The 19,856-nt window shown below is 71.9% G+C and carries 21 protein-coding genes; 5 read left to right on the top strand and 16 right to left on the bottom strand.

From position 1 onward, the window contains the following. Positions 1-140: 140 nt before the first annotated feature. Positions 141-1,784 (top strand): MFS transporter, encoded by a 1,644-nt coding sequence (locus ABEB07_RS21600; protein WP_345669876.1) that lies wholly within the window; start codon positions 141-143, stop codon positions 1,782-1,784. Positions 1,785-2,035: 251 nt separating this feature from the next. Here the strand turns inward: ABEB07_RS21600 and ABEB07_RS21595 are convergent, their stop codons facing one another. Then, a complete protein-coding gene (locus tag ABEB07_RS21595; RefSeq protein WP_345669875.1) occupies positions 2,036-3,544 on the bottom strand; it encodes a hypothetical protein in 1,509 nt (502 codons plus the stop codon). Positions 3,545-3,877: 333 nt separating this feature from the next. Between ABEB07_RS21595 and ABEB07_RS21590 the strand changes: the two genes are divergently transcribed. Then, positions 3,878-5,701, top strand: coding sequence for an endonuclease/exonuclease/phosphatase family protein (locus tag ABEB07_RS21590; protein ID WP_345669874.1), 1,824 nt, complete (start codon positions 3,878-3,880; stop codon positions 5,699-5,701). A 99-nt stretch (positions 5,702-5,800) separates the two neighbouring features. On the opposite strand, the gene ABEB07_RS21585 is transcribed toward ABEB07_RS21590, so the two are convergent. The 14 genes from ABEB07_RS21585 to ABEB07_RS21520 all read right to left on the bottom strand — a co-directional run bounded on the left by ABEB07_RS21585 (position 5,801) and on the right by ABEB07_RS21520 (position 16,134). After that, entirely contained in the window at positions 5,801-6,283 is a 483-nt protein-coding gene (locus ABEB07_RS21585) for a DUF3618 domain-containing protein (protein WP_176148489.1), read from the bottom strand. Then, the gene (locus ABEB07_RS21580; protein ID WP_345669873.1) at positions 6,280-6,741 is read right to left on the bottom strand and encodes a phage holin family protein; all 462 of its coding nucleotides are present in this window, start codon (positions 6,739-6,741) and stop codon (positions 6,280-6,282) included. The genes ABEB07_RS21585 and ABEB07_RS21580 overlap by 4 nt, the downstream gene beginning before the upstream one ends. Before the next feature lie 56 nt (positions 6,742-6,797). After that, positions 6,798-7,514: a hypothetical protein gene (locus ABEB07_RS21575; RefSeq protein WP_345669871.1), complete on the bottom strand. Its 717-nt coding sequence runs from the start codon at positions 7,512-7,514 to the stop codon at positions 6,798-6,800. Beyond that, positions 7,511-7,654 carry a hypothetical protein gene (locus ABEB07_RS21570; RefSeq protein WP_345669870.1) on the bottom strand — a complete coding sequence of 48 codons (144 nt, stop codon included), beginning with the start codon at positions 7,652-7,654 and terminating at the stop codon, positions 7,511-7,513. The genes ABEB07_RS21575 and ABEB07_RS21570 overlap by 4 nt, the downstream gene beginning before the upstream one ends. Positions 7,655-7,812: 158 nt before the next feature. Continuing rightward, entirely contained in the window at positions 7,813-8,799 is a 987-nt protein-coding gene (dapD, locus tag ABEB07_RS21565; protein WP_345669869.1) for a 2,3,4,5-tetrahydropyridine-2,6-dicarboxylate N-succinyltransferase, read from the bottom strand. Positions 8,800-9,018: 219 nt separating this feature from the next. Continuing rightward, on the bottom strand, positions 9,019-9,342 hold the full coding sequence (locus ABEB07_RS21560; RefSeq protein ID WP_345669866.1) for a DMT family transporter: 324 nt from the start codon (positions 9,340-9,342) through the stop codon (positions 9,019-9,021). Between the two features lie 156 nt (positions 9,343-9,498). Further along, complete coding sequence (locus ABEB07_RS21555) at positions 9,499-9,831, bottom strand: metal-sulfur cluster assembly factor (protein ID WP_009187969.1); 333 nt, start codon at positions 9,829-9,831, stop codon at positions 9,499-9,501. Next, positions 9,828-10,295: a Fe-S cluster assembly sulfur transfer protein SufU gene (sufU, locus tag ABEB07_RS21550; RefSeq protein WP_176148493.1), complete on the bottom strand. Its 468-nt coding sequence runs from the start codon at positions 10,293-10,295 to the stop codon at positions 9,828-9,830. Before sufU ends, ABEB07_RS21555 begins: the two co-directional genes overlap by 4 nt. A gap of 21 nt (positions 10,296-10,316) precedes the next feature. Continuing rightward, the gene (locus ABEB07_RS21545; protein ID WP_164583860.1) at positions 10,317-11,573 is read right to left on the bottom strand and encodes a cysteine desulfurase; all 1,257 of its coding nucleotides are present in this window, start codon (positions 11,571-11,573) and stop codon (positions 10,317-10,319) included. Continuing rightward, on the bottom strand, positions 11,570-12,361 hold the full coding sequence (gene sufC / locus ABEB07_RS21540; protein WP_176148494.1) for a Fe-S cluster assembly ATPase SufC: 792 nt from the start codon (positions 12,359-12,361) through the stop codon (positions 11,570-11,572). The genes ABEB07_RS21545 and sufC overlap by 4 nt, the downstream gene beginning before the upstream one ends. Positions 12,362-12,368: 7 nt before the next feature. Beyond that, positions 12,369-12,692: a non-heme iron oxygenase ferredoxin subunit gene (locus ABEB07_RS21535; protein WP_164583858.1), complete on the bottom strand. Its 324-nt coding sequence runs from the start codon at positions 12,690-12,692 to the stop codon at positions 12,369-12,371. Beyond that, positions 12,689-13,909, bottom strand: coding sequence for a Fe-S cluster assembly protein SufD (gene sufD / locus ABEB07_RS21530; protein WP_176148495.1), 1,221 nt, complete (start codon positions 13,907-13,909; stop codon positions 12,689-12,691). Before sufD ends, ABEB07_RS21535 begins: the two co-directional genes overlap by 4 nt. 63 nt (positions 13,910-13,972) lie before the next feature. Then, a complete protein-coding gene (gene sufB / locus ABEB07_RS21525; RefSeq protein ID WP_176148496.1) occupies positions 13,973-15,394 on the bottom strand; it encodes a Fe-S cluster assembly protein SufB in 1,422 nt (473 codons plus the stop codon). Further along, positions 15,391-16,134, bottom strand: a complete 744-nt coding sequence (locus ABEB07_RS21520; protein ID WP_345669864.1) for a helix-turn-helix transcriptional regulator — start codon at positions 16,132-16,134, stop codon at positions 15,391-15,393. Before ABEB07_RS21520 ends, sufB begins: the two co-directional genes overlap by 4 nt. 241 nt (positions 16,135-16,375) lie before the next feature. Between ABEB07_RS21520 and ABEB07_RS21515 the strand changes: the two genes are divergently transcribed. Genes ABEB07_RS21515 through ABEB07_RS21505 form a run of 3 tightly spaced genes read left to right on the top strand, consistent with a single transcriptional unit; the run spans position 16,376 to position 19,169 of the window. Beyond that, entirely contained in the window at positions 16,376-17,308 is a 933-nt protein-coding gene (locus ABEB07_RS21515; protein WP_345669863.1) for an ABC transporter ATP-binding protein, read from the top strand. Then, a complete protein-coding gene (locus tag ABEB07_RS21510) occupies positions 17,305-18,102 on the top strand; it encodes an ABC transporter permease (RefSeq protein WP_345669861.1) in 798 nt (265 codons plus the stop codon). The genes ABEB07_RS21515 and ABEB07_RS21510 overlap by 4 nt, the downstream gene beginning before the upstream one ends. Before the next feature lie 56 nt (positions 18,103-18,158). Continuing rightward, positions 18,159-19,169: a COX15/CtaA family protein gene (locus ABEB07_RS21505; RefSeq protein ID WP_345669860.1), complete on the top strand. Its 1,011-nt coding sequence runs from the start codon at positions 18,159-18,161 to the stop codon at positions 19,167-19,169. Between the two features lie 183 nt (positions 19,170-19,352). On the opposite strand, the gene ABEB07_RS21500 is transcribed toward ABEB07_RS21505, so the two are convergent. Next, a complete protein-coding gene (locus ABEB07_RS21500) occupies positions 19,353-19,697 on the bottom strand; it encodes a hypothetical protein (RefSeq protein WP_176148500.1) in 345 nt (114 codons plus the stop codon). Positions 19,698-19,856: the final 159 nt, after the last annotated feature.

Below are 19,856 nucleotides of genomic sequence, written 5' to 3'. Positions count from 1 at the left end.
ACCTACTCCTTGCAAACCGGGGACTCTCTCCGTATGTTGACGAGGACTAAACGGAGACAGTCCCCGCTTTCCTCGCGGGCCGTTCGCGCTGCCCGCGCGTCCTTGCCCCCGTCCGGGGGACGCCAGACCGGGAGAACCGCATGTCCGTCCCGTCCGCACCGTCCGTCACCGCCGAGGCGCCTTCCGCGCCGCTCCCGCCCGCCGGGCTCGGCGCCACCCTCCTCGTCATCGTCACCGCCTACCTGATGGTCGGCGTCGACGCCACCGTGGTCAACGTAGCGCTTCCCGGCATCCAACGGGAGCTGCGGTTCTCACCCACCGGCCTGTCCTGGGTGCTGAACGCCTACACCCTCGTCTTCGGCGGCTTACTGCTGCTCGGCGGCCGGATCGGCGACATCCTGGGCCGCCGCCGCACCCTGACGTACGGCGTCCTGCTCTTCGCCCTGTCCTCACTGCTCGGCGGAGTGGCCACCGACAGCGCCTGGCTGCTCGCCGCCCGCGCGCTCCAGGGCGCCGGCGCCGCCCTCGTCGCACCGAACACCCTCGCCCTGATCACCACGAACTTCCCCGAGGGCCCGCGCCGCCACCACGCCCTCGGCGTCTACTCCTCCATGGCCGGCATCGGCGCCTCCATCGGCCTGGTGCTCGGCGGCGTCCTCACCTCGTGGGCGTCCTGGCGCTGGTCCCTGCTGATCAACGTGCCGATCGGCGCGGCGGTCGCCCTCGCACTCCCCCGCTTCGTCACCGAGACTCCACGTCACGCGGGCCGGTTCGACGTCGCCGGCGCCCTCACCGGCACCGCCGGCTCGACCTCGCTGGTGTACGCGTTCGTCCGCGTGTCGCAGACGGGCTGGAGCGACGGCCGGGCGCTGGCCGGGTTCACCGCGGCCGCCGTCCTGCTGGCCGGGTTCGCCTTCGTGGAGTCCCGTGCCGCGCAGCCGGTCATGCCGCTGCGCCTGCTCGCGCACCGCGACCGCGCGGGCGGCTATGCGGGGATCCTGCTGCTGCCCGCGGGCATGTTCGGCGCGTTCTACTTCCTCACCCTGATCTGCCAGCGCGTCCTGGACTACAGCGCGCTGCGGGCCGGGTTCGCCTTCCTGCCGATGACCGCCGCCATGTTCACCACCGTGCGCCTCGTACCGCGCCTCCTGGCGCGCGCCGGCGTGAAGCCGGTGCTGGTCACGGGCATGACGCTGCTCGTCGGCGCGGCGGTCCTGCTGTGGCGGCTGACGCCCGGCGACGGCTACGCGGCCGGGCTGCTCGGCCCGCTGCTGCTGTTGGGCGTGGGCATGGGGCTGAGCTTCATGCCGCTCAACGCGACGGTGCTCGCGGAGGTGACGCCGCGGGACGCCGGCGCGGCCTCCGGTCTGCTCCAGACCTTGCAGTGGCTCGGCGGCACGCTCGGGCTGTCCGTCCTGGTGACGGTGTTCGGCACCGCCACGCGGCACGCGACCGGCGCTCCGTCCGCCGTGCTGGTCGAGGGCTCGGCCCGCGCGTTCGGCGTCGGCGCGCTGATCGCGCTCGCCGCGCTGCTGGTGGCGGCGTTCGTCATCACCGGCGGCCGCACGCCCACGGCCGCGGGGCCGTCCCCGACTCCGGCGCTCGCCCGGACTCCGACCCCCGCCTCCGCCCCTGCTCCCGCCTCTGCCCTGGCTCCGGCTCCCGCCTCCACCCCGGCTCCAGCTCCCGCCTCCACCCTGACTCCGGCCCCGGCCTCCGCCTCGAATCCAGCCCCGGCGACGACGCCTGCCACCAGCGCCACGCCCACGCCGGAACCCCACTGACGAGCGGCACCGCCGATACACCCACACCGCGGACGCGCCCGCACCGCCGAACCGACGTCGGCGCCGGCCGGCGTCCATCGCCCGGCGAGGTCTCCACGAAACCCCGGCGGGGGCCCCCGGAGCACCCCCGGCTCACACCGAGCCGACGGGCGGTGCTCCGGGTTCACCCCCCGCACGCCGAGCGCCCCCGTCCCAACGGTCCATCACCCCACCGGCCCGAAGCGCGCCGCGCCCCAGGCCGCCGACGCGCTCTACTCTCCCCGGCCGCTCCGCGCCTTGAACGCGGCCTTGCGCGCCTCCTTGGCGATGCGCTTGTCGGGGTGCAGGCGGCCCATCGCCTCCAGTACGTCCGCCGTCTGCGGGTGGTCCACCCGCCAGGCCGCCGCGAAGAAGCCGCCGTGCTGCTCGGCGAGGCCCTGGACGAGCGCGTGCAGTTCGGCGGAGTCGCCCTCGGCGGCCAGTTGCGCGGCGACCGTGTCGATGGTGAGCCAGAAGATCATGTCCTGTGACGGCGGCGGCACGTCGGCCAGTGCGCGCTCGGTCAGCCAGACCCGGGCCAGGCCGCCCAGCTCACGGTCGTCGAGCACCTCGCGCAGCGCGGGTTCGGCGGCGGCGCCCACCAGCGACAGCGCCTGCTGGCAGCGCAGCCGCCGCAGCGGCGCCCCGGCGTCCGTGCCGCGCGCGGCGGCGAGCAGTTCGCCGGCCGCGGCCAGCGGCTCGCGGCGGGCCAGCCACAGCTCGGTCTCGGCGTGCGCGGCCGCGGGCGGGAAGGCGGCGGTGCCGTCGAGCAGCGCGTCCGCGCCCTTGTCGGCGAGGTCGCCGACCGCCGGGGCCTCGTGCCCGGCGTCCAGCAGCCGGGCACGGATGCCGTACAGCCCGAGCGGGGTGAGCCGTACCATGCCGTAGCGGCTGACGTCCGTCTCGTCGACCGGGGCCGACGCCTCGTCGCCCGCTCCCCCGGCCGCGTCGGCGCCCCCGGCTCCGTCAGCGCCCTCGCCGTCCTCGGCGCCGTCGAGCAGCGCCTCGTCCACCGGCCGGTACTCGACCAGCCCCACCGGCTCCAGCAGCCGGAACTGGTCGTCCAGCCGCATCATCGCGTCGGAGACCTGCTGCAGTATGTCGTTGGTGGGCTCGCCCATGTCGCTGGGGACGATCATGGAGGCGGCGAGCGCGGGCAGCGGCACCGGGCCGCCGGGCGCGTCCTCGCCCACGGTGAGCAGGTAGAGGTTGGTCAGCACCCCGTCCAGGAACTCCGCCTCGGCCTGCGGATCCCACTCCAGCGAGCCGAAGTCGACCGTGCCGCCCTCGTCCATCGCGTCGATCAGGCCGTCCAGGTCGGGCACGCTCGCGTCCGCCAGCGCCGCGTCCAGCACGCTCAGCCACACGGTGAGCACGTCGTGGGGCGAACCGCCGGTGAGCAGGCGCAGTTCCCGGCCGGCCGCCACCGCGCCGGTGTCCTCGCCGTTGTCCTCGTTGTTCTCGTTGTTCTCGTCGGCGATCTCGACCAGTCCGGTGTCGACGGCCGCGCGCCACGCCTCGCTCGCCTCGGCCGCCGCGTCGTCGCCGGTCAGGCCCAGCACCTCGGCCGCGGCGGGCAGTTGCTCCTCCACCAGCGCGCCGGCGGCGTCGATCCGGGTCGCGGGCCCGGCCCAGCGGGCGAGCCGGGCGGCGCGCGCGAGCAGCGGGGTGGCGAGGGCGTCCCGGGCCAGCTCCGGTTCGGAAGCGAGCCGCACCGGCGGGAGCGGGGACCTGTCTGACATCGGCTGGTTCTCCTAGCGGACCTGGGGGCCTGGCGGGCAGGGGTGCCGGCGGGCCCGGAAAGCCTTGACGACTCAGCCGCTCAGCCTAGACGGATTTCCACCCATGCCGCCCGGTTCATCTCTCCGCCGGGTTCCGTACATGGCCGAAACCTTGACAACTGCCCTGGCCGGGCAGGAGATTGACGCGCGTAGAAGTCGGTGTCCGGCTGCGCACCGCACCCGTCTTCTACGCGCGTCACCACAGCGCCACACCTGTTCCACCCCCGTACCACCTCAGTTTCACCACTGTTCCACCCTCGTCCCGGCGCTTGTCATGTCCCCGGAGGGATTTCCTTGCCGAGCAAGTCTTCCGCGCGTCTCGCCGCGCTGACCGTCGCCGCCGCCTGTTCCGCGGCGTCCACGATCCTGTTCACCGTGCCCGCGCACGCGGACTCCGTACGCATCCACGACATCCAGGGCGCCACCCGGACGTCCCCGTACGCCGGCCAGAAGGTCACGGACGTGGCCGGAATCGTCACCGGCGTGCGCGGCTACGGCTCGTCCAAGGGCTTCTGGATGCAGGACCCGAACCCGGACGCCGACCCGGCCACCAGCGAGGGCGTCTTCGTCTTCACCAGCTCCGCCCCGAAGGTCGCCGTGGGCGACTCGGTGACGGTGACCGGCACGGTCTCGGAGTACGTGCCCGGCGGCGCCTCCAGCGGCAACCAGTCCGTCACGGAGATCACCAAGCCGGTCGTCACCGTCGTCTCCAGCGGCAACGCGGTGCCCGCCCCGGTCGTGATCAACGCCCGGTCGGTCCCGGCCGCCTACACCCCGGCCGGCGACCCGGCCGCGAACGGCTCGGTCAACGGCCTGACGCTGCGGCCCGCCACCTACGCCCTCGACTACTACGAGTCGCTGGAGGGCATGAACGTCCAGGTCGCCGACACCCGCGTGGTCACCGGCACCGACCCGTACAGCGAGCTGTGGGTCACGGTGAAGCCGAACGAGCACAAGAGCCGCCGCGGCGGCACGGTGTACGGCTCCTACGACGCCCAGAACACCGGCCGGCTGCAGATCCAGTCGCTCGGCGCCACCGCCGACTTCCCCGTCGCCGACGTCGGCGACACCCTCGCCGGCGCCACCGTCGGCCCGCTGGACTACAACCAGTTCGGCGGCTACACGCTCGTCGCCGCCCAGCTCGGCACGCTCAAGAGCGGCGGCCTCCAGCGCGAGACGACCGCCAAGCAGTCCCGCGGCGAACTGGCGGTGGCCACGTACAACGTCGAGAACCTCGACCCCTCCGACGCGACCTTCGACGCCCACGCCTCGGCGATCGTGCACAACCTCAACTCGCCCGACATCGTGTCCCTGGAGGAGATCCAGGACGACAACGGCGCCACCGACGACGGCACGGTCGGCGCGAGCCGGACCGTGGGCAAGCTGATCGACGCGATCGTGGCGGCCGGCGGCCCCCGGTACGAGTGGCGCTCCATCGACCCGGTCAACGACCAGGACGGCGGCGAGCCCGGCGGCAACATCCGCCAGGTGTTCCTGTTCAACCCGGCGCGGGTCTCCTTCACCGACCGCCCGGGCGGCGACTCCACCACCGCCGTCGGCGTGACCAAGGTGCACGGCAAGGCCGCCCTGACCGCCTCCCCGGGCCGCGTGGACCCGGCGAGCGACGCGTGGAAGTCCAGCCGCAAGCCGCTGGCCGGCGAGTTCGTCTTCCGCGGCCGCACGGTCTTCGTGATCGCCAATCACTTCGCCTCCAAGGGCGGCGACCAGGGGCTGACCGCGCAGTACCAGCCGCCGGCGCGCAGCTCCGAGGTGCAGCGCCACCTCCAGGCGACCGAGGTGAACTCCTTCGTCAAGGACATCCTGAAGGTCCAGAAGAACGCCGACGTCATCACGCTCGGCGACATGAACGACTTCGAGTTCTCCGGCACCGCGAAGATCCTCGAAGGCCACGGCGAACTGTGGTCGGCGATCAAGTCGCTGCCCCGGAACGAGCGTTACACCTACGACTACCAGGGCAACCAGCAGGTCCTGGACCAGATCCTGATCAGCCCGTCGATCCGGCGCGGCGACTTCGCGTACGACAGCGTGCACATCAACTCGGAGTTCCACGACCAGATCAGCGACCACGACCCGCAGGTGCTGCGGTTCCGTCCGTAACCGGGCCGCGGCGCGACGAGAGGCCGCCCCCACCCGTCCTGGGTGGGGGCGGCCTCCCGCTTCCGCGTCCCGCTTGAGCGTCCCGCGCCGCCGCCCGTGTCAGCGGCAGCCGCCGCGCCGGCGGGCCAGCAGCCCGGCCACCAGCGCCGCGGCGCCGACGGCACCCACGATCATCAACTCGCGCGGGTGGCGCCGGCAGGTCTCGACCGCGCCGGACATCGGCCGCCGGACCGAGTCGCCGGCCGTGTGCCCGGCCCGCTGCGCCGTCAGCTGCGCCCGGTGTCCCGCCTCGGTGGTCCGCTCCTGGACCCGGTGCCCGGCCCGCGCCGTCTTCTCCTGGACCCGGTGTCCGGCGTGCGCGGCACTGCTGCGCAGCTGGACCGTGAGCGCGCCGGCCTTGTCCCGCAGATCGGCCGCGCGGGCCTTGGCCCGGCCCTTCACGTCGGCCTTGGCGGCCAGTTCCTCGACGGTGTCGCCGAGTTGGCTCCGGGTCTGCTCGATCTGCTGCCGCAGTTCGTCGGGGCCCTTCGCGCCGACGGCCTCCGTCGATCCGCCGCCCGCCCCCTGCGTCCTGTCCGTCATCGGTGGTGTGCCCTTTCCTTGATCTCCTCGACGTCCGCCTTGACGCTGCCGATCGCCTGCTGCGGCGTGGGCGGCCCGGCCCGGTGCAGCTGGGCACGGCCGGTCAGCGCCAGCACGCCCGCGATCGCGAACAGCACGCCCGTCACGATGAGCGCCGCGGCCCACACGGGCAGCACCAGGGAGAGCGCGGCGACGCCCGTACCGGCGAGCGCGAACAGCCCGACGTAGCCGACGGCGCCCGCGGCGCCCAGCAGGCCGCCGCCCCGGCCCATGCTGCGGCCCTTGGCGGTCAGCTCCTCCTTGGCGAGGGCGGCTTCCTGCCGGATCAGCAGGGAGATCTGTTCGGTTGCCTGGTGGACGAGTTCGCCCACCGAGTGATCGCCCGCCGGGCGGTCGCCCGCCAAGGGGCGCTCCTCGCGTACCGGCCTGGCAGGCCTGGCGTCGATGGTCCCGGTCACGGTGTCCCGCCTCCTCTCGGTTCGGAACACCCGGGTACCCCGCCACGCCTGCGCTACTACCCTCGGCTGCCCGGGGCCCCGCCGCCCTCGCCGAGGCGGGCCAGCTGGCTCTGGAACCAGTCGAGCCGCGCCTGCAACAGGGCCGCCTCCGCGACCAGTTCGGGCACTCCGAACTCGTCGGGCAGCGCGGCCGCCGCCGCACCCGTGCCGGGCGGACGCGAGGCGGACCCGGTCGCCGGGACGGCGGCCGCGACCCGCAGGCCGTCCCCGGCCAGCCGGGCGAAGGCGGCGAGCGCGACGGACCTGCGACCGCGCAGACACGCCCCGCAGGCGGCGGCCAGAGCGAGCCGCCCCGGCCGGCCCCAGCCGGCGTCGGCGAGCGCGACGGCCCGGTCACCGCAGCCGCACGGCCCGACCGTCGCCGTACGCACCCGCTGCCGCGCGTAGCGGAAGCCGTGCTCGAAGCGGATGTAGGCGCCGAGGACCGTGACCTCCAGCAGCACGGCGTCGCGGTGCTCGGCCGTGCACAGCATCGCCTCGGCGGCCGCCCGGTCGTGCACGCAGTGGAAGCCGCAGTCGCACAGCCGGGCGGGCGGCCGGTGCCGGCGGCCGTAGAGACACGACGCGTCGGCGACGACGCCGTAGGGCAGCGCGCCGCCGAGCGACACCCCGGTGAAACCGGCCCGGACGCCGTCCTGGGACAGCACCGGGTAACCGATCTTGTAGCCGGTCGGCGGCTCGGCCGGGCGCTCCGCCGGCAGCCGCAGCCTCATCGGCCGACCGGCACCTCTTCGGCCACGACGACCGGCGGCTGCTCCTGCCGAATCTCCCCAGGACGCTCAGGCTCCTCCTCGCCCCGCCCCTGCTCCCGCTCCTCCGCCACTCCGGTGGCCAGTGCCTTGCCGAGCTTCATGACGCCTCCCATGAGCTGCCCGTCAACGGACCTCACCCCCCATGGTGACCCAGAACAACCCTTTTGGACACACCACACCGCTCCCGAGCCCCGCCCCCGAACACGACAGAGCGCCCTTCCCCACCCGGGAAAGGACGCCGGTGCCGTGCCCGCGGGGATCAGTTGTGGCTGTGCAGGACCTCGTTCAGGCCGCCCCAGACCGCGTTGTTCGGGCGGGCCTCGACCGCGCCGGTGACCGAGTTGCGGCGGAAGAGGATGTGGGAGGCGCCGGAGAGGTCGCGGGCCTTGACGATCTCTCCGTCGGGCATGGTCACGCGGGTGCCCGCGGTGACGTAGAGGCCGGCCTCGACCACGCACTCGTCGCCGAGCGCGATGCCGACGCCCGCCTCGGCGCCGACCAGGCAGCGCTCGCCGAGGGAGATGATGACGTTGCCGCCGCCGGAGAGCGTGCCCATCGTGGAGGCGCCGCCGCCGATGTCCGAGCCGTCGCCGACCACGACGCCCGCGGAGATGCGGCCCTCGACCATGGAGGTGCCGAGGGTGCCCGCGTTGAAGTTGACGAAGCCCTCGTGCATCACGGTGGTGCCCTCGGCGAGGTGCGCGCCGAGCCGGACCCGGTCCGCGTCGGCGATGCGGACGCCCTTGGGAGCCACGTAGTCCGTCATGCGCGGGAACTTGTCGATCGAGGTGACCTGGAGGTGCAGGCCCTCGGCGCGGGCGTTCAGGCGCACCTTCTCGACGTCGTCCACGGCGACCGGGCCCAGCGAGGTCCAGGCGACGTTGGCGAGGTGGCCGAAGATGCCGTCCAGGTTCTGGCCGTGCGGCTTGACCAGCCGGTGGGAGAGCAGGTGCAGGCGCAGGTACACGTCGTGCGCGTCGATCGGCTTCTCGTCCAGCGAGGCGATGACCGTACGGACCGCGACCACCTCGACGCCCCGGCGGCGGTCCGGGCCGGTCGCCGCGGTCGCGCCGCCGCCCAGCAGTTCGGCAGCCCGCTCGGCGGAGAGCCGCTCGGTGCCGGCCGGGCCGGGCTCGTCCGTCAGCTCGGGCGCGGGGAACCAGGTGTCGAGGACGGTGCCGTCGGGGGCGATCGTGGCGAGGCCGGCGGCCACGGCGCCGGTGGTGCGGGAAGCAGTGTCGGTCATGGGGAAAACCTAACGTGGGGCGGGGTGCGGGAGCGAACCCTGTCTCATGTGCCGGGCGCGGGTTCGGGGGATCACCCGAGCCGCCGCCTCCGGCGCGCACCCCTCGTCGTACGAACCGCCCGTCGCACGAACCGGCCGTCGGCGCGCGTCCGGGGCGCTCCGGCCCTGGCCCGCGGCGATCACCCGGCACGGGCACGAGCCGGACCGGCGCGGCGGCCCTCAGTGCGTCGCCCCGCCGAGGTTCAGCACCACCACTCCCCCGATGATCAGCAGGATCCCGCCCACCTTGGTCAGGGTCAGCTGCTCCCCGAACAGCAGCAGCCCGAGCACGGCGATGGCCGCGGTGCCCACTCCGGACCAGATCGCGTACGCGGTGCCGATCCGCACGGACTTCAGGGTCTGGGCGAGCAGCACGAAGGAGACCAGGTACCCGAGCGCCGTCAGCAGCGAGGGCCACAGCCTGCTGAACCCCTCGCTGTACTTCAGCGCCGTCGTGGCGACGACCTCGGCGGCGATGGCCCCGGCGAGCATCACGTATCCCATGCCGGGCAGCGTAGTGAGCGATGCGTACGCGCGTACGGCGCGTACGCATCGGCTTCGGCTCGGCTTCGGCCAGGGGCGCAGAGAGCCGATGAGGGGAGCGGCAAGGTCCTGGTGGACCTTGCCGCTCCCCTCATCGGGTGTCGCGGCCGGTGGATCTCAGACGTTGAACCCGAGCGCCCGCAGCTGCTCGCGGCCGTCGTCGGTGATCTTGTCGGGGCCCCACGGGGGCATCCAGACCCAGTTGATGCGCAGTTCGTTGACGAGGCCGTCCGTGGCGGACTTGGCCTGGTCCTCGATGACGTCGGTGAGCGGGCAGGCCGCGGACGTCAGGGTCATGTCGACGGTCGCGATGTTGGCGTCGTCGACGTGGATGCCGTAGATCAGGCCCAGGTTGACGACGTCGATGCCCAGTTCGGGGTCGACGACGTCCATCAGGGCCTCGCGGAGTTCCTCCTCCGAGGCCGGCTTCATCTCCACGGTCTCGCTCATGCGGTCTTCCTTTCGGCTTCGGCGCCGTCCAGCGCCTGGGCCGTCGCGTCCTTCCAGGCCATCCAGCTCAGCAGGGCGCACTTGACCCGGGCCGGATACTTGGACACCCCGGCGAACGCCACCGCGTCCTCCAGGACCTCCTCCATCGCGTCGTCGGGCTCGATCTTCCCCTTGGACTGCATCAGCTCCAGGAAGGTCTCCTGGATCTTCTGCGCGTCGGCGAGTTCCCGGCCGACCAGGAGTTCGTTGAGCACGGACGCCGAGGCCTGGCTGATGGAGCAGCCCTGGCCCTCGTACGAGACGTCCTCGATCTTCGTGCCGTCGTACTTCACGCGCAGGGTGATCTCGTCGCCGCACGTCGGGTTGACGTGGTGCACCTCGGCGTCGCCGTCCCGGAGACCACGCCCGTGCGGGTGCTTGTAGTGGTCCAGGATGACTTCCTGGTACATGGAGTCCAGCTTCATGCGATCGCTCGTCCCGTCCCGTCAGCCGAAGAAGTTCCGTACGTGCTCCAGGCCGTCGACCAGGGCGTCGATCTCGGCTGGCGTGGAGTACAGATAGAACGACGCTCGCGTGGTCGCAGGAATTCCGTAGCGCAGGCAGACCGGTCGCGCGCAGTGGTGGCCCACGCGCACCGCGATGCCCTGCTCGTCGAGGACCTGGCCCACGTCGTGCGGGTGGATGTCGCCCAGCGTGAAGGAGATCGCCGCGCCCCGGTCCTCGGCCGTCGTCGGGCCGATGATCCTGAGGTCCGGGACCTGGGTGAGCCGCTTGACCGCGTACTCGGTCAGCGCGTGCTCGTGGGCGAGGATCTTGTCCATGCCGATCGAGTTCAGGTAGTCGATCGCCGCGCCGAGGCCGACCGCCTGCGCGATCGGCGGGGTGCCCGCCTCGAACTTGTGCGGCGCGGGGGCGTACGTCGAGGAGTGCATCGAGACGGTCTCGATCATCTCGCCGCCGCCGAGGAACGGCGGCAGGTCCTCCAGCAGCTCCTGGCGGCCCCAGAGCACGCCGATGCCGGTCGGGCCGCACATCTTGTGGCCGGTGAAGGCCACGAAGTCGGCCTGGAGGGCCTGTACGTCCAGCGGCATGTGCGGGGCGGCCTGGGAGGCGTCCACGCAGACCAGGGCGCCGACCTCCTGGGCGCGGCGGACTATCGCCTCGACCGGGTTGAGGGTGCCGAGGATGTTGGAGACCAGCACGAAGGAGACGATCTTCGTCTTCTCGGTGATGACCTCCTCCAGGTTGGACAGGTCGAGCCGGCCGTCGTCGGTGAGGCCGAACCACTTCAGCTTCGCGCCCGTGCGCTGCGCCAGCAGCTGCCACGGCACGATGTTGGAGTGGTGCTCCATCTCCGTGATGACGATCTCGGTGTCGTGGTCGACCCGGTAGGGCTCGTCGGCCCAGCCGAGCATGTTCGCCACGAGGTTGAGCGACTCGGAGGCGTTCTTGGTGAAGATCACCTCGTCGCGGCTCGGCGCGTTGATGAACGCGGCGACCTTGTCGCGCGCGCCCTCGTACAGCGCCGTGGCCTCCTCGGCCAGCACGTGCACGCCCCGGTGGACGTTGGCGTTGTGCTGCTCGTAGTACTCGTCCAGGACGTCGATGACCTGGCGCGGAGTCTGCGAGGTCGCCGCGTTGTCGAGGTAGACGAGCTTCCTCCCGTCGTGGACCACGCGGTCCAGGATCGGGAAGTCCTTGCGGATCGCCTCGGTGTCGAGGAGGCCCGGCAGCTGTGTCACGCGACGCCTCCCATTGAGTTCGCTCCGCTCACGGAGCCACCCTTCACGTATGCCTCGTAGCCCTCGTTCTCCAGCTTGTCCGCGAGCTCGGCGCCGCCGGACTCGACGATGCGGCCGCCGGAGAACACGTGGACGTAGTCGGGCTTGATGTAGCGCAGGATGCGCGTGTAGTGCGTGATCAGCAGGGTGCCGACCTCGCCGGTCTCACGGACGCGGTTGACGCCCTCGGAGACGATCCGCAGGGCGTCGACGTCCAGACCGGAGTCGGTCTCGTCGAGGATCGCGACCTTCGGCTTGAGCAGTTCGAGCTGGAGGATCTCGTGGCGCTTCTTCTCACCGCCGGAGAAGCCCTCGTTGACGTTGCGCTCGGCGAAGGAGGGGTCCATGTGGAGCCGCTCCATGGTCTCCTTGACCTCCTTCACCCAGGTGCGCAGCTTGGGGGCCTCGCCGCGGATCGCGGTGGCGGAGGTGCGCAGGAAGTTGGAGACCGAGACGCCGGGGACCTCGACCGGGTACTGCATGGCCAGAAACAGGCCGGCGCGGGCGCGCTCGTCGACGGACATCTCCAGGACGTCCTCGCCGTCGAGGGTGACGGTGCCGCCGGTGATCGTGTACTTGGGGTGACCGGCGAGCGAGTAGGCGAGGGTGGACTTGCCCGAGCCGTTGGGGCCCATGATGGCGTGCGTCTCGCCCTGCTTCACGGTCAGGTCGACACCCTTGAGGATCTCCTTCGTGGCGTTGTCGGCCTCGACGGTGACGTGCAGGTCTCGGATTTCAAGCGTTGCCATGGGTGCCTCAGGACTCCTGGGAGAGGGAGACGAGCACGTCGTCCCCTTCGATCTTTACGGGGTAAACGGGGACGGGACGCGTCGCCGGAAGACTGTCGGGCTTGCCGGAGCGGAGGTCGAAGCGCGAGCCGTGCAGCCAGCACTCGATGTGGCAGTCGTCGACCTCGCCCTCGGCCAGCGAGACGTTCGCGTGCGAGCAGATGTCGTATATCGCGAACACCTCGCCCTCGGTGTGCACCACGGACAGGGGCGTGCCGTCGAGTTCCACCCGCTTGGGGGTGTCCTCCTCCAGCTCGCTCAGACCGCAGACGCGGACAAAGGCACCGCTCATGCGACGGACGCCTCCAGCTCCTCCTCGATCCTGGCGAGCAGGCGCTCCTCGATGTCCGTGACACCGATCTGCTGGACCAGTTCGGCGAAGAAGCCGCGGACCACGAGGCGGCGGGCCTCGTACTCCGGGATGCCGCGGGCCATCAGGTAGAAGAGCTGCTCGTCGTCGAAGCGGCCGGTGGCGGAGGCGTGGCCGGCGCCGACGATCTCGCCGGTCTCGATCTCCAGGTTCGGCACGGAGTCGACCCGGGAACCGTCGGTCAGCACCAGGTTGCGGTTCATCTCGTAGGTGTCGGTGCCCTCGGCGACGGCCTCGATGAGGACGTCGCCGATCCACACGGCGTGCGCCTCGTCGCCCTGGAGGGCGCCCTTGTAGATCACGTTCGACTTGCAGTGCGGCGCGTTGTGGTCGACGAAGAGGCGGTGCTCCTGGTGCTGGCCGGCGTCCGTGAAGTAGAGGCCGAACATCTCGACCTCGCCGCCGGTGCCCGCGTACGTCACCCGCGGGTGCAGCCGGACCAGGTCGCCGCCGAAGGTGACGACGACGGACTTCAGGGAGGCGTCGCGGCCGATCAGGGCGTTGTGCTGGCCCACGTGGACGGCCTTGTCGTCCCAGTCCTGGACGGAGACGACGGTCAGCTTGGCGCCGTCGCCGATCAGGTAGTCGACGTTGGCGGCGAGGACCGCGTCACCGGTGTGGTCGATGACGACGACGGCCTCGGCGAAGGCCTCCAGCTCGATGACCTGGTGGCCGTAGGCGGTGCCGCCGTCGCCGTGCACGGCGATGCGGATCGGCTCGGTGAGGACGGTCTCCTTGGGGACGGTCACGACCGAGGCCTGCTCGAAGGCGGAGTAGGCCTGGGCGGCGACGCGGTCCACCGGGGCGCCGGCCCGGCCGAGCCGGGCGTCGTCGCGGCCGACGCTCTCCACGCGCACGCCCTCGGGGGCCTGGACGGCGACCTTCACGCCGCCGGTGGCGGTCGCGGTGCCGTCGTGCAGACCGCGCAGCCGCTCCAGCGGGGTGAAGCGCCACTCCTCCTCGCGGCCGTGCGGGACCGGGAAGTCGGCCACGTCGAACGAGGGGGGCGCGCTCATGCGCGTGGCGACGGTCGACTCGGCGGCCACCGCGATCTGTCCGGCGGTGGTGGAGCCCACCGGTGGGGGCGCCCCCTGTGCGCGCGAAGTCGAGGACTGGGGGGAGTTCTGAGCCTCAGCCATGGCTGTCGGTCTGCTCTCTTTCCTGCGTGGTGGTTCGCTGGCTGTTCCGGAAGGGGGCGGCGGTCAGCCGACCGCGCCTTCCATCTGCAGCTCGATCAGCCGGTTGAGCTCCAGGGCGTACTCCATGGGCAGTTCCTTGGCGATCGGCTCGACGAAGCCGCGCACGATCATCGCCATCGCCTCGAACTCGGACAGACCGCGGCTCATCAGGTAGAAGAGCTGGTCCTCGGAGACCTTGGAGACGGTCGCCTCGTGGCCCATGGACACGTCGTCCTCGCGGACGTCCACGTAGGGGTAGGTGTCGGAGCGGGAGATGGTGTCGACGAGCAGCGCGTCGCACAGCACGTTGGACTTGGAGCCCGGGGCGCCCTCGCCGATCTCGACCAGGCCGCGGTAGGAGGTGCGGCCGCCACCGCGCGCCACCGACTTGGAGACGATGTTGGAGGAGGTGTTGGGCGCCATGTGGACCATCTTGGAACCGGCGTCCTGGTGCTGGCCCTCGCCCGCGAAGGCGATGGACAGGGTCTCGCCCTTGGCGTGCTCGCCCATCAGGTAGACGGCCGGGTACTTCATCGTCACCTTGGAGCCGATGTTGCCGTCGATCCACTCCATGGTCGCGCCCTCGTACGCCACGGCGCGCTTGGTGACCAGGTTGTAGACGTTGTTCGACCAGTTCTGGATGGTCGTGTAACGGCAGCGGGCGTTCTTCTTGACGATGATCTCGACGACCGCGCTGTGCAGCGAGTCCGACTTGTAGATCGGCGCGGTGCAGCCCTCGACGTAGTGCACGTAGGCGCCCTCGTCGACGATGATCAGGGTCCGCTCGAACTGGCCCATGTTCTCCGTGTTGATACGGAAGTAGGCCTGGAGCGGGATCTCGACGTGCACGCCCTTCGGCACGTAGATGAAGGAGCCGCCCGACCACACCGCGCTGTTCAGCGACGCGAACTTGTTGTCGCCGACCGGGATGACCGTGCCGAAGTACTCCTTGAAGAGCTCCGGGTGCTGCTTCAGGGCGGTGTCGGTGTCCAGGAAGATGACGCCCTGCTCCTCCAGGTCCTCGCGGATCTGGTGGTAGACGACCTCCGACTCGTACTGGGCGGCGACGCCGGCGACCAGGCGCTGCTTCTCGGCCTCGGGGATGCCCAGCTTGTCGTAGGTGTTCTTGATGTCCTCGGGCAGGTCCTCCCAGGACTCCGCCTGCTTCTCCGTGGAGCGCACGAAGTACTTGATGTTGTCGAAGTCGATGCCCGACAGGTCCGAGCCCCAGTTCGGCATGGGCTTCTTCTCGAACAGGCGCAGGCCCTTGAGGCGGAGCTTGGTCATCCACTCCGGCTCGCTCTTCTTGGCGGAGATGTCCCGGACGACGTCCTCGTTCAGACCGCGCTTCGCCGAGGCGCCGGCCGCGTCGGAGTCGGCCCAGCCGTATTCGTACTTGCCCAGACCCTCGAGTTCGGGGTGAGCAGTCTCCGTGGGGAGAGTCATGCGGGGTTCCTCCCGGCCGTGCTAGCAGATGCGTCAGTGGAAATCTGGGGGATGAACGTCGTGCAGACGCCGTCGCCGTGCGCGATGGTCGCCAGCCGCTGGACGTGGGTACCCAGCAGCTCCGCGAAGATCTCGGTCTCCGCCTCGCAGAGCTGCGGGAACTGTTCCGCGACGTGGGCCACCGGGCAGTGGTGCTGGCAGAGCTGCTCACCCTTGTGCGGGAGGGGCGCGCTGCGCGCCGTAGCAGCGTACCCGTCGGCGCTCAGGGCCTTGGCCAGCGCTCCGGTGCGCTCGTCGGGGCCGGCCGCCTCGATCGCCCTGCGGTAGGCGCGCGCCTGTGCGGCGATGCGGGCCCGGGCGAAGGCGGCGACCGCCTCCTGGCCGCCCTCCCGCTCGGCGATCCAGCGCAGCGCGTCCGCGGCGAGCTTGTCGTAGGACTGGTCGAAGGCGTCGCGGCCGCAGTCGGTGAGCGCGAAGACCCTCGCGGGCCGGCCGCGCGTCCGCGCCCCGTACACCCGCCGCTCGCGCGCCTCGACGACGTCGTCGGCGAGCAGGGCGTCCAGATGGCGCCGCACGGCGGCCTGGGTGAGCCCCAGGCGTCCGGCCAGTTCGGCGACGGTCGACGGGCCGTGGTCCAGGATGGACCGCGCGACCCGGTTGCGCGTCGAGCGCTCACCGGTCGCCAGCTCCTCCTGCGGGGTCCCCGTGGGGGTCTCCCGAGCCTCGTCGACGTTTTTCACAACGCCATTGTTGCGTAATTCCTCGGGGCCTGACAAGCGGCCTTGATCCACCCGGGTGGTGCCCTGCATCACTTAGGTTCACCTAACCTGACCTGCGGAAACGATCTTTGATCGATCAGCCGGGGCACCGTCCGGGCAGGTCGGCTCCTCTCCACGCCCTCCCTCCAGAGCACGGGAACGGAGGAGGACTTCCGCCACCCGGGGGCCCGGGCCGTGCGGCGCGAACCTAGACTCTGGAGCCATGCGAAGTGAGCCCGTGGTCCCCGTGGTCCACGTACAGGCCCTGGTGAAGCGGTACGGCACCAAGACCGCGGTGGACGGCCTCGACCTGGTGGCCCGGGCGGGTGTGACCGCCGTGCTCGGTCCCAACGGCGCCGGCAAGACGACGACGGTCGAGACCTGCGAGGGGTACCGGAAGCCGGACGCCGGCACGGTGCGCGTCCTGGGCCTCGACCCCGTACGGCAGTCGGCCGAGCTGCGGCCGCGGATCGGCGTGATGCTCCAGTCCGGAGGCGTGTACTCGGGCGCGCGGGCCGACGAGATGCTGCGGCACGTCGCCAAGCTGCACGCCCACCCGCTGGACGTGGACGCCCTGATCGAACGGCTCGGGCTCGGCGGCTGCGGCCGCACCTCCTACCGCCGGCTCTCCGGCGGCCAGCAGCAGCGCCTCGCGCTCGCCATGGCCGTGGTCGGCCGGCCCGAGCTGGTCTTCCTCGACGAGCCCACCGCCGGCCTCGACCCGCAGGCCCGCCGGGCCACCTGGGACCTGGTGCGCGACCTGCGCGCCGACGGCGTCTCCGTGATCCTGACCACGCACTACATGGAGGAGGCCGAGCAGCTCGCCGACGACGTCGCGATCCTCGACGCGGGCCGGGTCGTCGTCCAGGGCACCCCCGAGGAGCTGTGCCGCGGTGGCGCGGAGAACACCCTGCGCTTCACCGGCCGTCCCGGCCTCGACGTCGCCTCGCTGCTCAAGGCGCTGCCCGCCGACTCCTCGGCCGCCGAGCTGACCCCCGGCTCCTACCGGGTCGTCGGCGAGATCGACCCGCAGCTGCTCGCGACGGTCACCTCCTGGTGCGCCCAGCACGGGGTGATGCCCGACCGGATCTCGGTGGAGCGGCACACTCTGGAGGACGTCTTCCTCGAACTGACCGGCAAGGAGCTGCGCTCGTGACCCTCACCACCGGCACCGGTACCGGCGCCGCCACCGGCGCGTACGCCCCGCGGCCCGGCGCGGCCCCGCTGCCCCGCATGATCGCGGCTCAGGCGGCGCTGGAGACGAGGATGCTGCTGCGCAACGGCGAGCAGCTGCTGCTCACCGTCGTCATCCCCACCCTGCTGCTGGTGCTGTTCAGCTCGGTGGACATCGTGGACACCGGCGCGGGCGAGGCCGTGGACTTCCTCACCCCCGGCGTCCTGGCGCTGGCCGTGATGTCGACGGCGTTCACCGGACAGGCCATCGCCACCGGCTTCGAGCGGCGCTACGGCGTGCTGAAGCGGCTGGCCTCCTCGCCGCTGCCCCGCTGGGGCCTGATGGCCGCCAAGACGGTGTCGGTGCTGGTCACCGAGGTGCTCCAGGTCGTCCTGCTGACCGCGATCGCCTTCGCGCTCGGCTGGTCCCCGCACGGCGACCCCGTCACGGTGCTCGCGCTGCTGGTCCTCGGCACGGCCGCCTTCTCCGGGCTGGGGCTGCTGATGGCCGGCACCCTCAAGGCGGAGGCCACGCTGGCCGCCGCGAACCTGGTCTTCCTGCTGCTGCTGGTCGGCGGCGGGGTGATCGTGCCGCTGGACAAGTTCCCCCCGGGCGCCCAGGACGTGCTGGGGCTGCTGCCCGTGTCGGCCCTGTCCGACGGGCTGCGCGACGTCCTCCAGCACGGCGCCGGGGTGCCCTGGGGCGACCTGGGGATCCTCGCCGGGTGGGCGGTCGTGGCGCTGGCGGCCGCCGGGAAGTTCTTCCGCTGGGAGTAGGCCGTACGGGCATCCGGCGGGACCCTCGTGAACGCGTGCACAAGCGGACGCCTACCATGGGACGCGTGCCAAAGCTGACCCGCGCCGACGCCGTATCCGCAGCGCGCAACCCGCTCGCCTTCATCGCCGACCGCTGGACCCCGCACCCGCGGACCGTCCGGCGGGCGGCCCTCGCCGCGCTCGTCATGGCGATCGTCATCGTCGTGACCGGCGGCGCCGTCCGTCTGACCGGCTCGGGCCTCGGCTGCCCGACCTGGCCGACCTGCACCGACGACTCGCTGACCACGACGCGGGCGATGGGCTTCCACGGCGTCATCGAGTTCGGCAACCGCATGCTGACGTACGTGCTGTGCGCGGCCGTCGGCTGGGCGATCATCGCCGCGCGCGCCGAGAAGCCGTGGCGGCGCGGTCTGACCCGGCTGGGCTGGCTCCAGTTCTGGATCGTCATGGGCAACGCGGTGCTCGGCGGCATCGTCGTCCTCGTCGGCCTGAACCCGTACACCGTCGCGGCGCACTTCCTGCTGTCCACGGCGCTGATCACGGTCGCCACGGTGATGTGGCAGCGCACCCGGGAGGGCGACGCCGAGCCGCGCCCGCTGGTGGGCAAGGCGGTGCAGCAACTGGTGTGGTTCCTGGTCGTGGCGAGCACGCTGCTGATCGCGGCGGGCACGGTGGTGACCGGCGCGGGGCCGCACGCGGGCGACTCCGCGGAGGTCGAGCGCATCCCGCTGGACTGGGAGACGGTCGCCAAGGCGCACGCGGTGCTGGCCTGGATCGTGGTGACGCTGACGTTCGCCCTGTGGTTCGTCCTCAAGGCCGTCGACGCGCCCAAGGGGCCGCTGGACCGGACGCGGGACCTGTTCGTCGTCCTGCTCCTCCAGGGCGTCATCGGCTACGTCCAGTACTTCACCCACCTGCCCGAGGCGATGGTCGCCGCGCACATGCTGGGCTCGTGCCTGATGTGGGTCGGGGTGCTGCGGGTGCTGCTGTCGCTGCGCGAGCGGCCCGCCGCCGGGGCGGCCGAGCTGCCGGATCCGTCCGCCGAGCCGGAGCTGGCCAAGGCCTGACGTCCGGGCCGGGCTCCGCTGTCCGGCCAAGGCGTGACGTCCGGGCCGGGTGCCTCGTCCAGCCGCCCGGCCACCGCCCCGCCGCCGCATGCCAGAGCGGCCGTCGGCTCACTCCGAGTCCGTACGGCCGCTCTCTCGTATCCGGTGTTATCGCTGCCGGGCAGCACCCGGCGCCGCGGCCGGTCAGCCGTTGCTCGGGCCGCCCAGCTGGAGTCCGGCCATCCGGGACCACTCGTACGGGCCGGTCTTCACCTTGGCCGCGAACTCCCCGTCGAAGGACTCGTGGACGGTGATCCCGGCCTTCAGCACCGCCTGCTCGGCGATCGCGTACGTGGGGGCCACGATGTCGCCCCAGGCGCCGTCCTCGCCCACCAGGACGATCCGGGCGCCGCGCTCCCCGATGTACGCGACCTGTCCCTCGGCTCCGCCGTGGGCCTTGGAGAACGAGCCGATGCGCTCGGCGAGGCGGGCCGCCTTGCGCTCGGCCTTCTGCTCGGCCTTCGGGTCAACCTGCTGCGTGTCTGCCATGGCTGGATGCTACCCAGCGGTAGCTCCAACGGCGACGGGCGGGGTGCGTGGCATGGACCACGCACCCCGCCCGTCGGCGAGTGTGAGGGACTAGGGGCTGTTTGAGGTTCGGATCATGTGGTTGAGGTGAGGTGCTTCAACCACATGAGCGATCCTCGG

Origin of the sequence: Streptomyces similanensis, assembly GCF_039543625.1 — a bacterium.
Classification (GTDB): Bacteria; Actinomycetota; Actinomycetes; order Streptomycetales; family Streptomycetaceae; genus Streptomyces; species Streptomyces similanensis.
The sequence above is the reverse complement of the archived record's forward strand: the minus strand, read 5'-3'. Positions and strand labels throughout refer to the sequence as shown.

What these genes read in the sequence shown, in the direction of transcription:
- ABEB07_RS21555 (WP_009187969.1), bottom strand. Translation starts at nt 9,831, where the DNA reads ATGAGCGAGACCGTGGAGATGAAGCCGGCCTCGGAGGAGGAACTCCGC.
- ABEB07_RS21505 (WP_345669860.1), top strand. Translation starts at nt 18,159, where the DNA reads ATGGGACGCGTGCCAAAGCTGACCCGCGCCGACGCCGTATCCGCAGCG.
- sufU (WP_176148493.1), bottom strand. Translation starts at nt 10,295, where the DNA reads ATGAAGCTGGACTCCATGTACCAGGAAGTCATCCTGGACCACTACAAG.
- sufD (WP_176148495.1), bottom strand. Translation starts at nt 13,909, where the DNA reads ATGGCTGAGGCTCAGAACTCCCCCCAGTCCTCGACTTCGCGCGCACAG.
- sufB (WP_176148496.1), bottom strand. Translation starts at nt 15,394, where the DNA reads ATGACTCTCCCCACGGAGACTGCTCACCCCGAACTCGAGGGTCTGGGC.
- ABEB07_RS21600 (WP_345669876.1), top strand. Translation starts at nt 141, where the DNA reads ATGTCCGTCCCGTCCGCACCGTCCGTCACCGCCGAGGCGCCTTCCGCG.
- dapD (WP_345669869.1), bottom strand. Translation starts at nt 8,799, where the DNA reads ATGACCGACACTGCTTCCCGCACCACCGGCGCCGTGGCCGCCGGCCTC.
- ABEB07_RS21585 (WP_176148489.1), bottom strand. Translation starts at nt 6,283, where the DNA reads ATGACGGACAGGACGCAGGGGGCGGGCGGCGGATCGACGGAGGCCGTC.
- ABEB07_RS21575 (WP_345669871.1), bottom strand. Translation starts at nt 7,514, where the DNA reads ATGAGGCTGCGGCTGCCGGCGGAGCGCCCGGCCGAGCCGCCGACCGGC.
- sufC (WP_176148494.1), bottom strand. Translation starts at nt 12,361, where the DNA reads ATGGCAACGCTTGAAATCCGAGACCTGCACGTCACCGTCGAGGCCGAC.
- ABEB07_RS21570 (WP_345669870.1), bottom strand. Translation starts at nt 7,654, where the DNA reads ATGAAGCTCGGCAAGGCACTGGCCACCGGAGTGGCGGAGGAGCGGGAG.
- ABEB07_RS21535 (WP_164583858.1), bottom strand. Translation starts at nt 12,692, where the DNA reads ATGAGCGGTGCCTTTGTCCGCGTCTGCGGTCTGAGCGAGCTGGAGGAG.
- ABEB07_RS21515 (WP_345669863.1), top strand. Translation starts at nt 16,376, where the DNA reads ATGCGAAGTGAGCCCGTGGTCCCCGTGGTCCACGTACAGGCCCTGGTG.
- ABEB07_RS21560 (WP_345669866.1), bottom strand. Translation starts at nt 9,342, where the DNA reads ATGGGATACGTGATGCTCGCCGGGGCCATCGCCGCCGAGGTCGTCGCC.
- ABEB07_RS21500 (WP_176148500.1), bottom strand. Translation starts at nt 19,697, where the DNA reads ATGGCAGACACGCAGCAGGTTGACCCGAAGGCCGAGCAGAAGGCCGAG.
- ABEB07_RS21595 (WP_345669875.1), bottom strand. Translation starts at nt 3,544, where the DNA reads ATGTCAGACAGGTCCCCGCTCCCGCCGGTGCGGCTCGCTTCCGAACCG.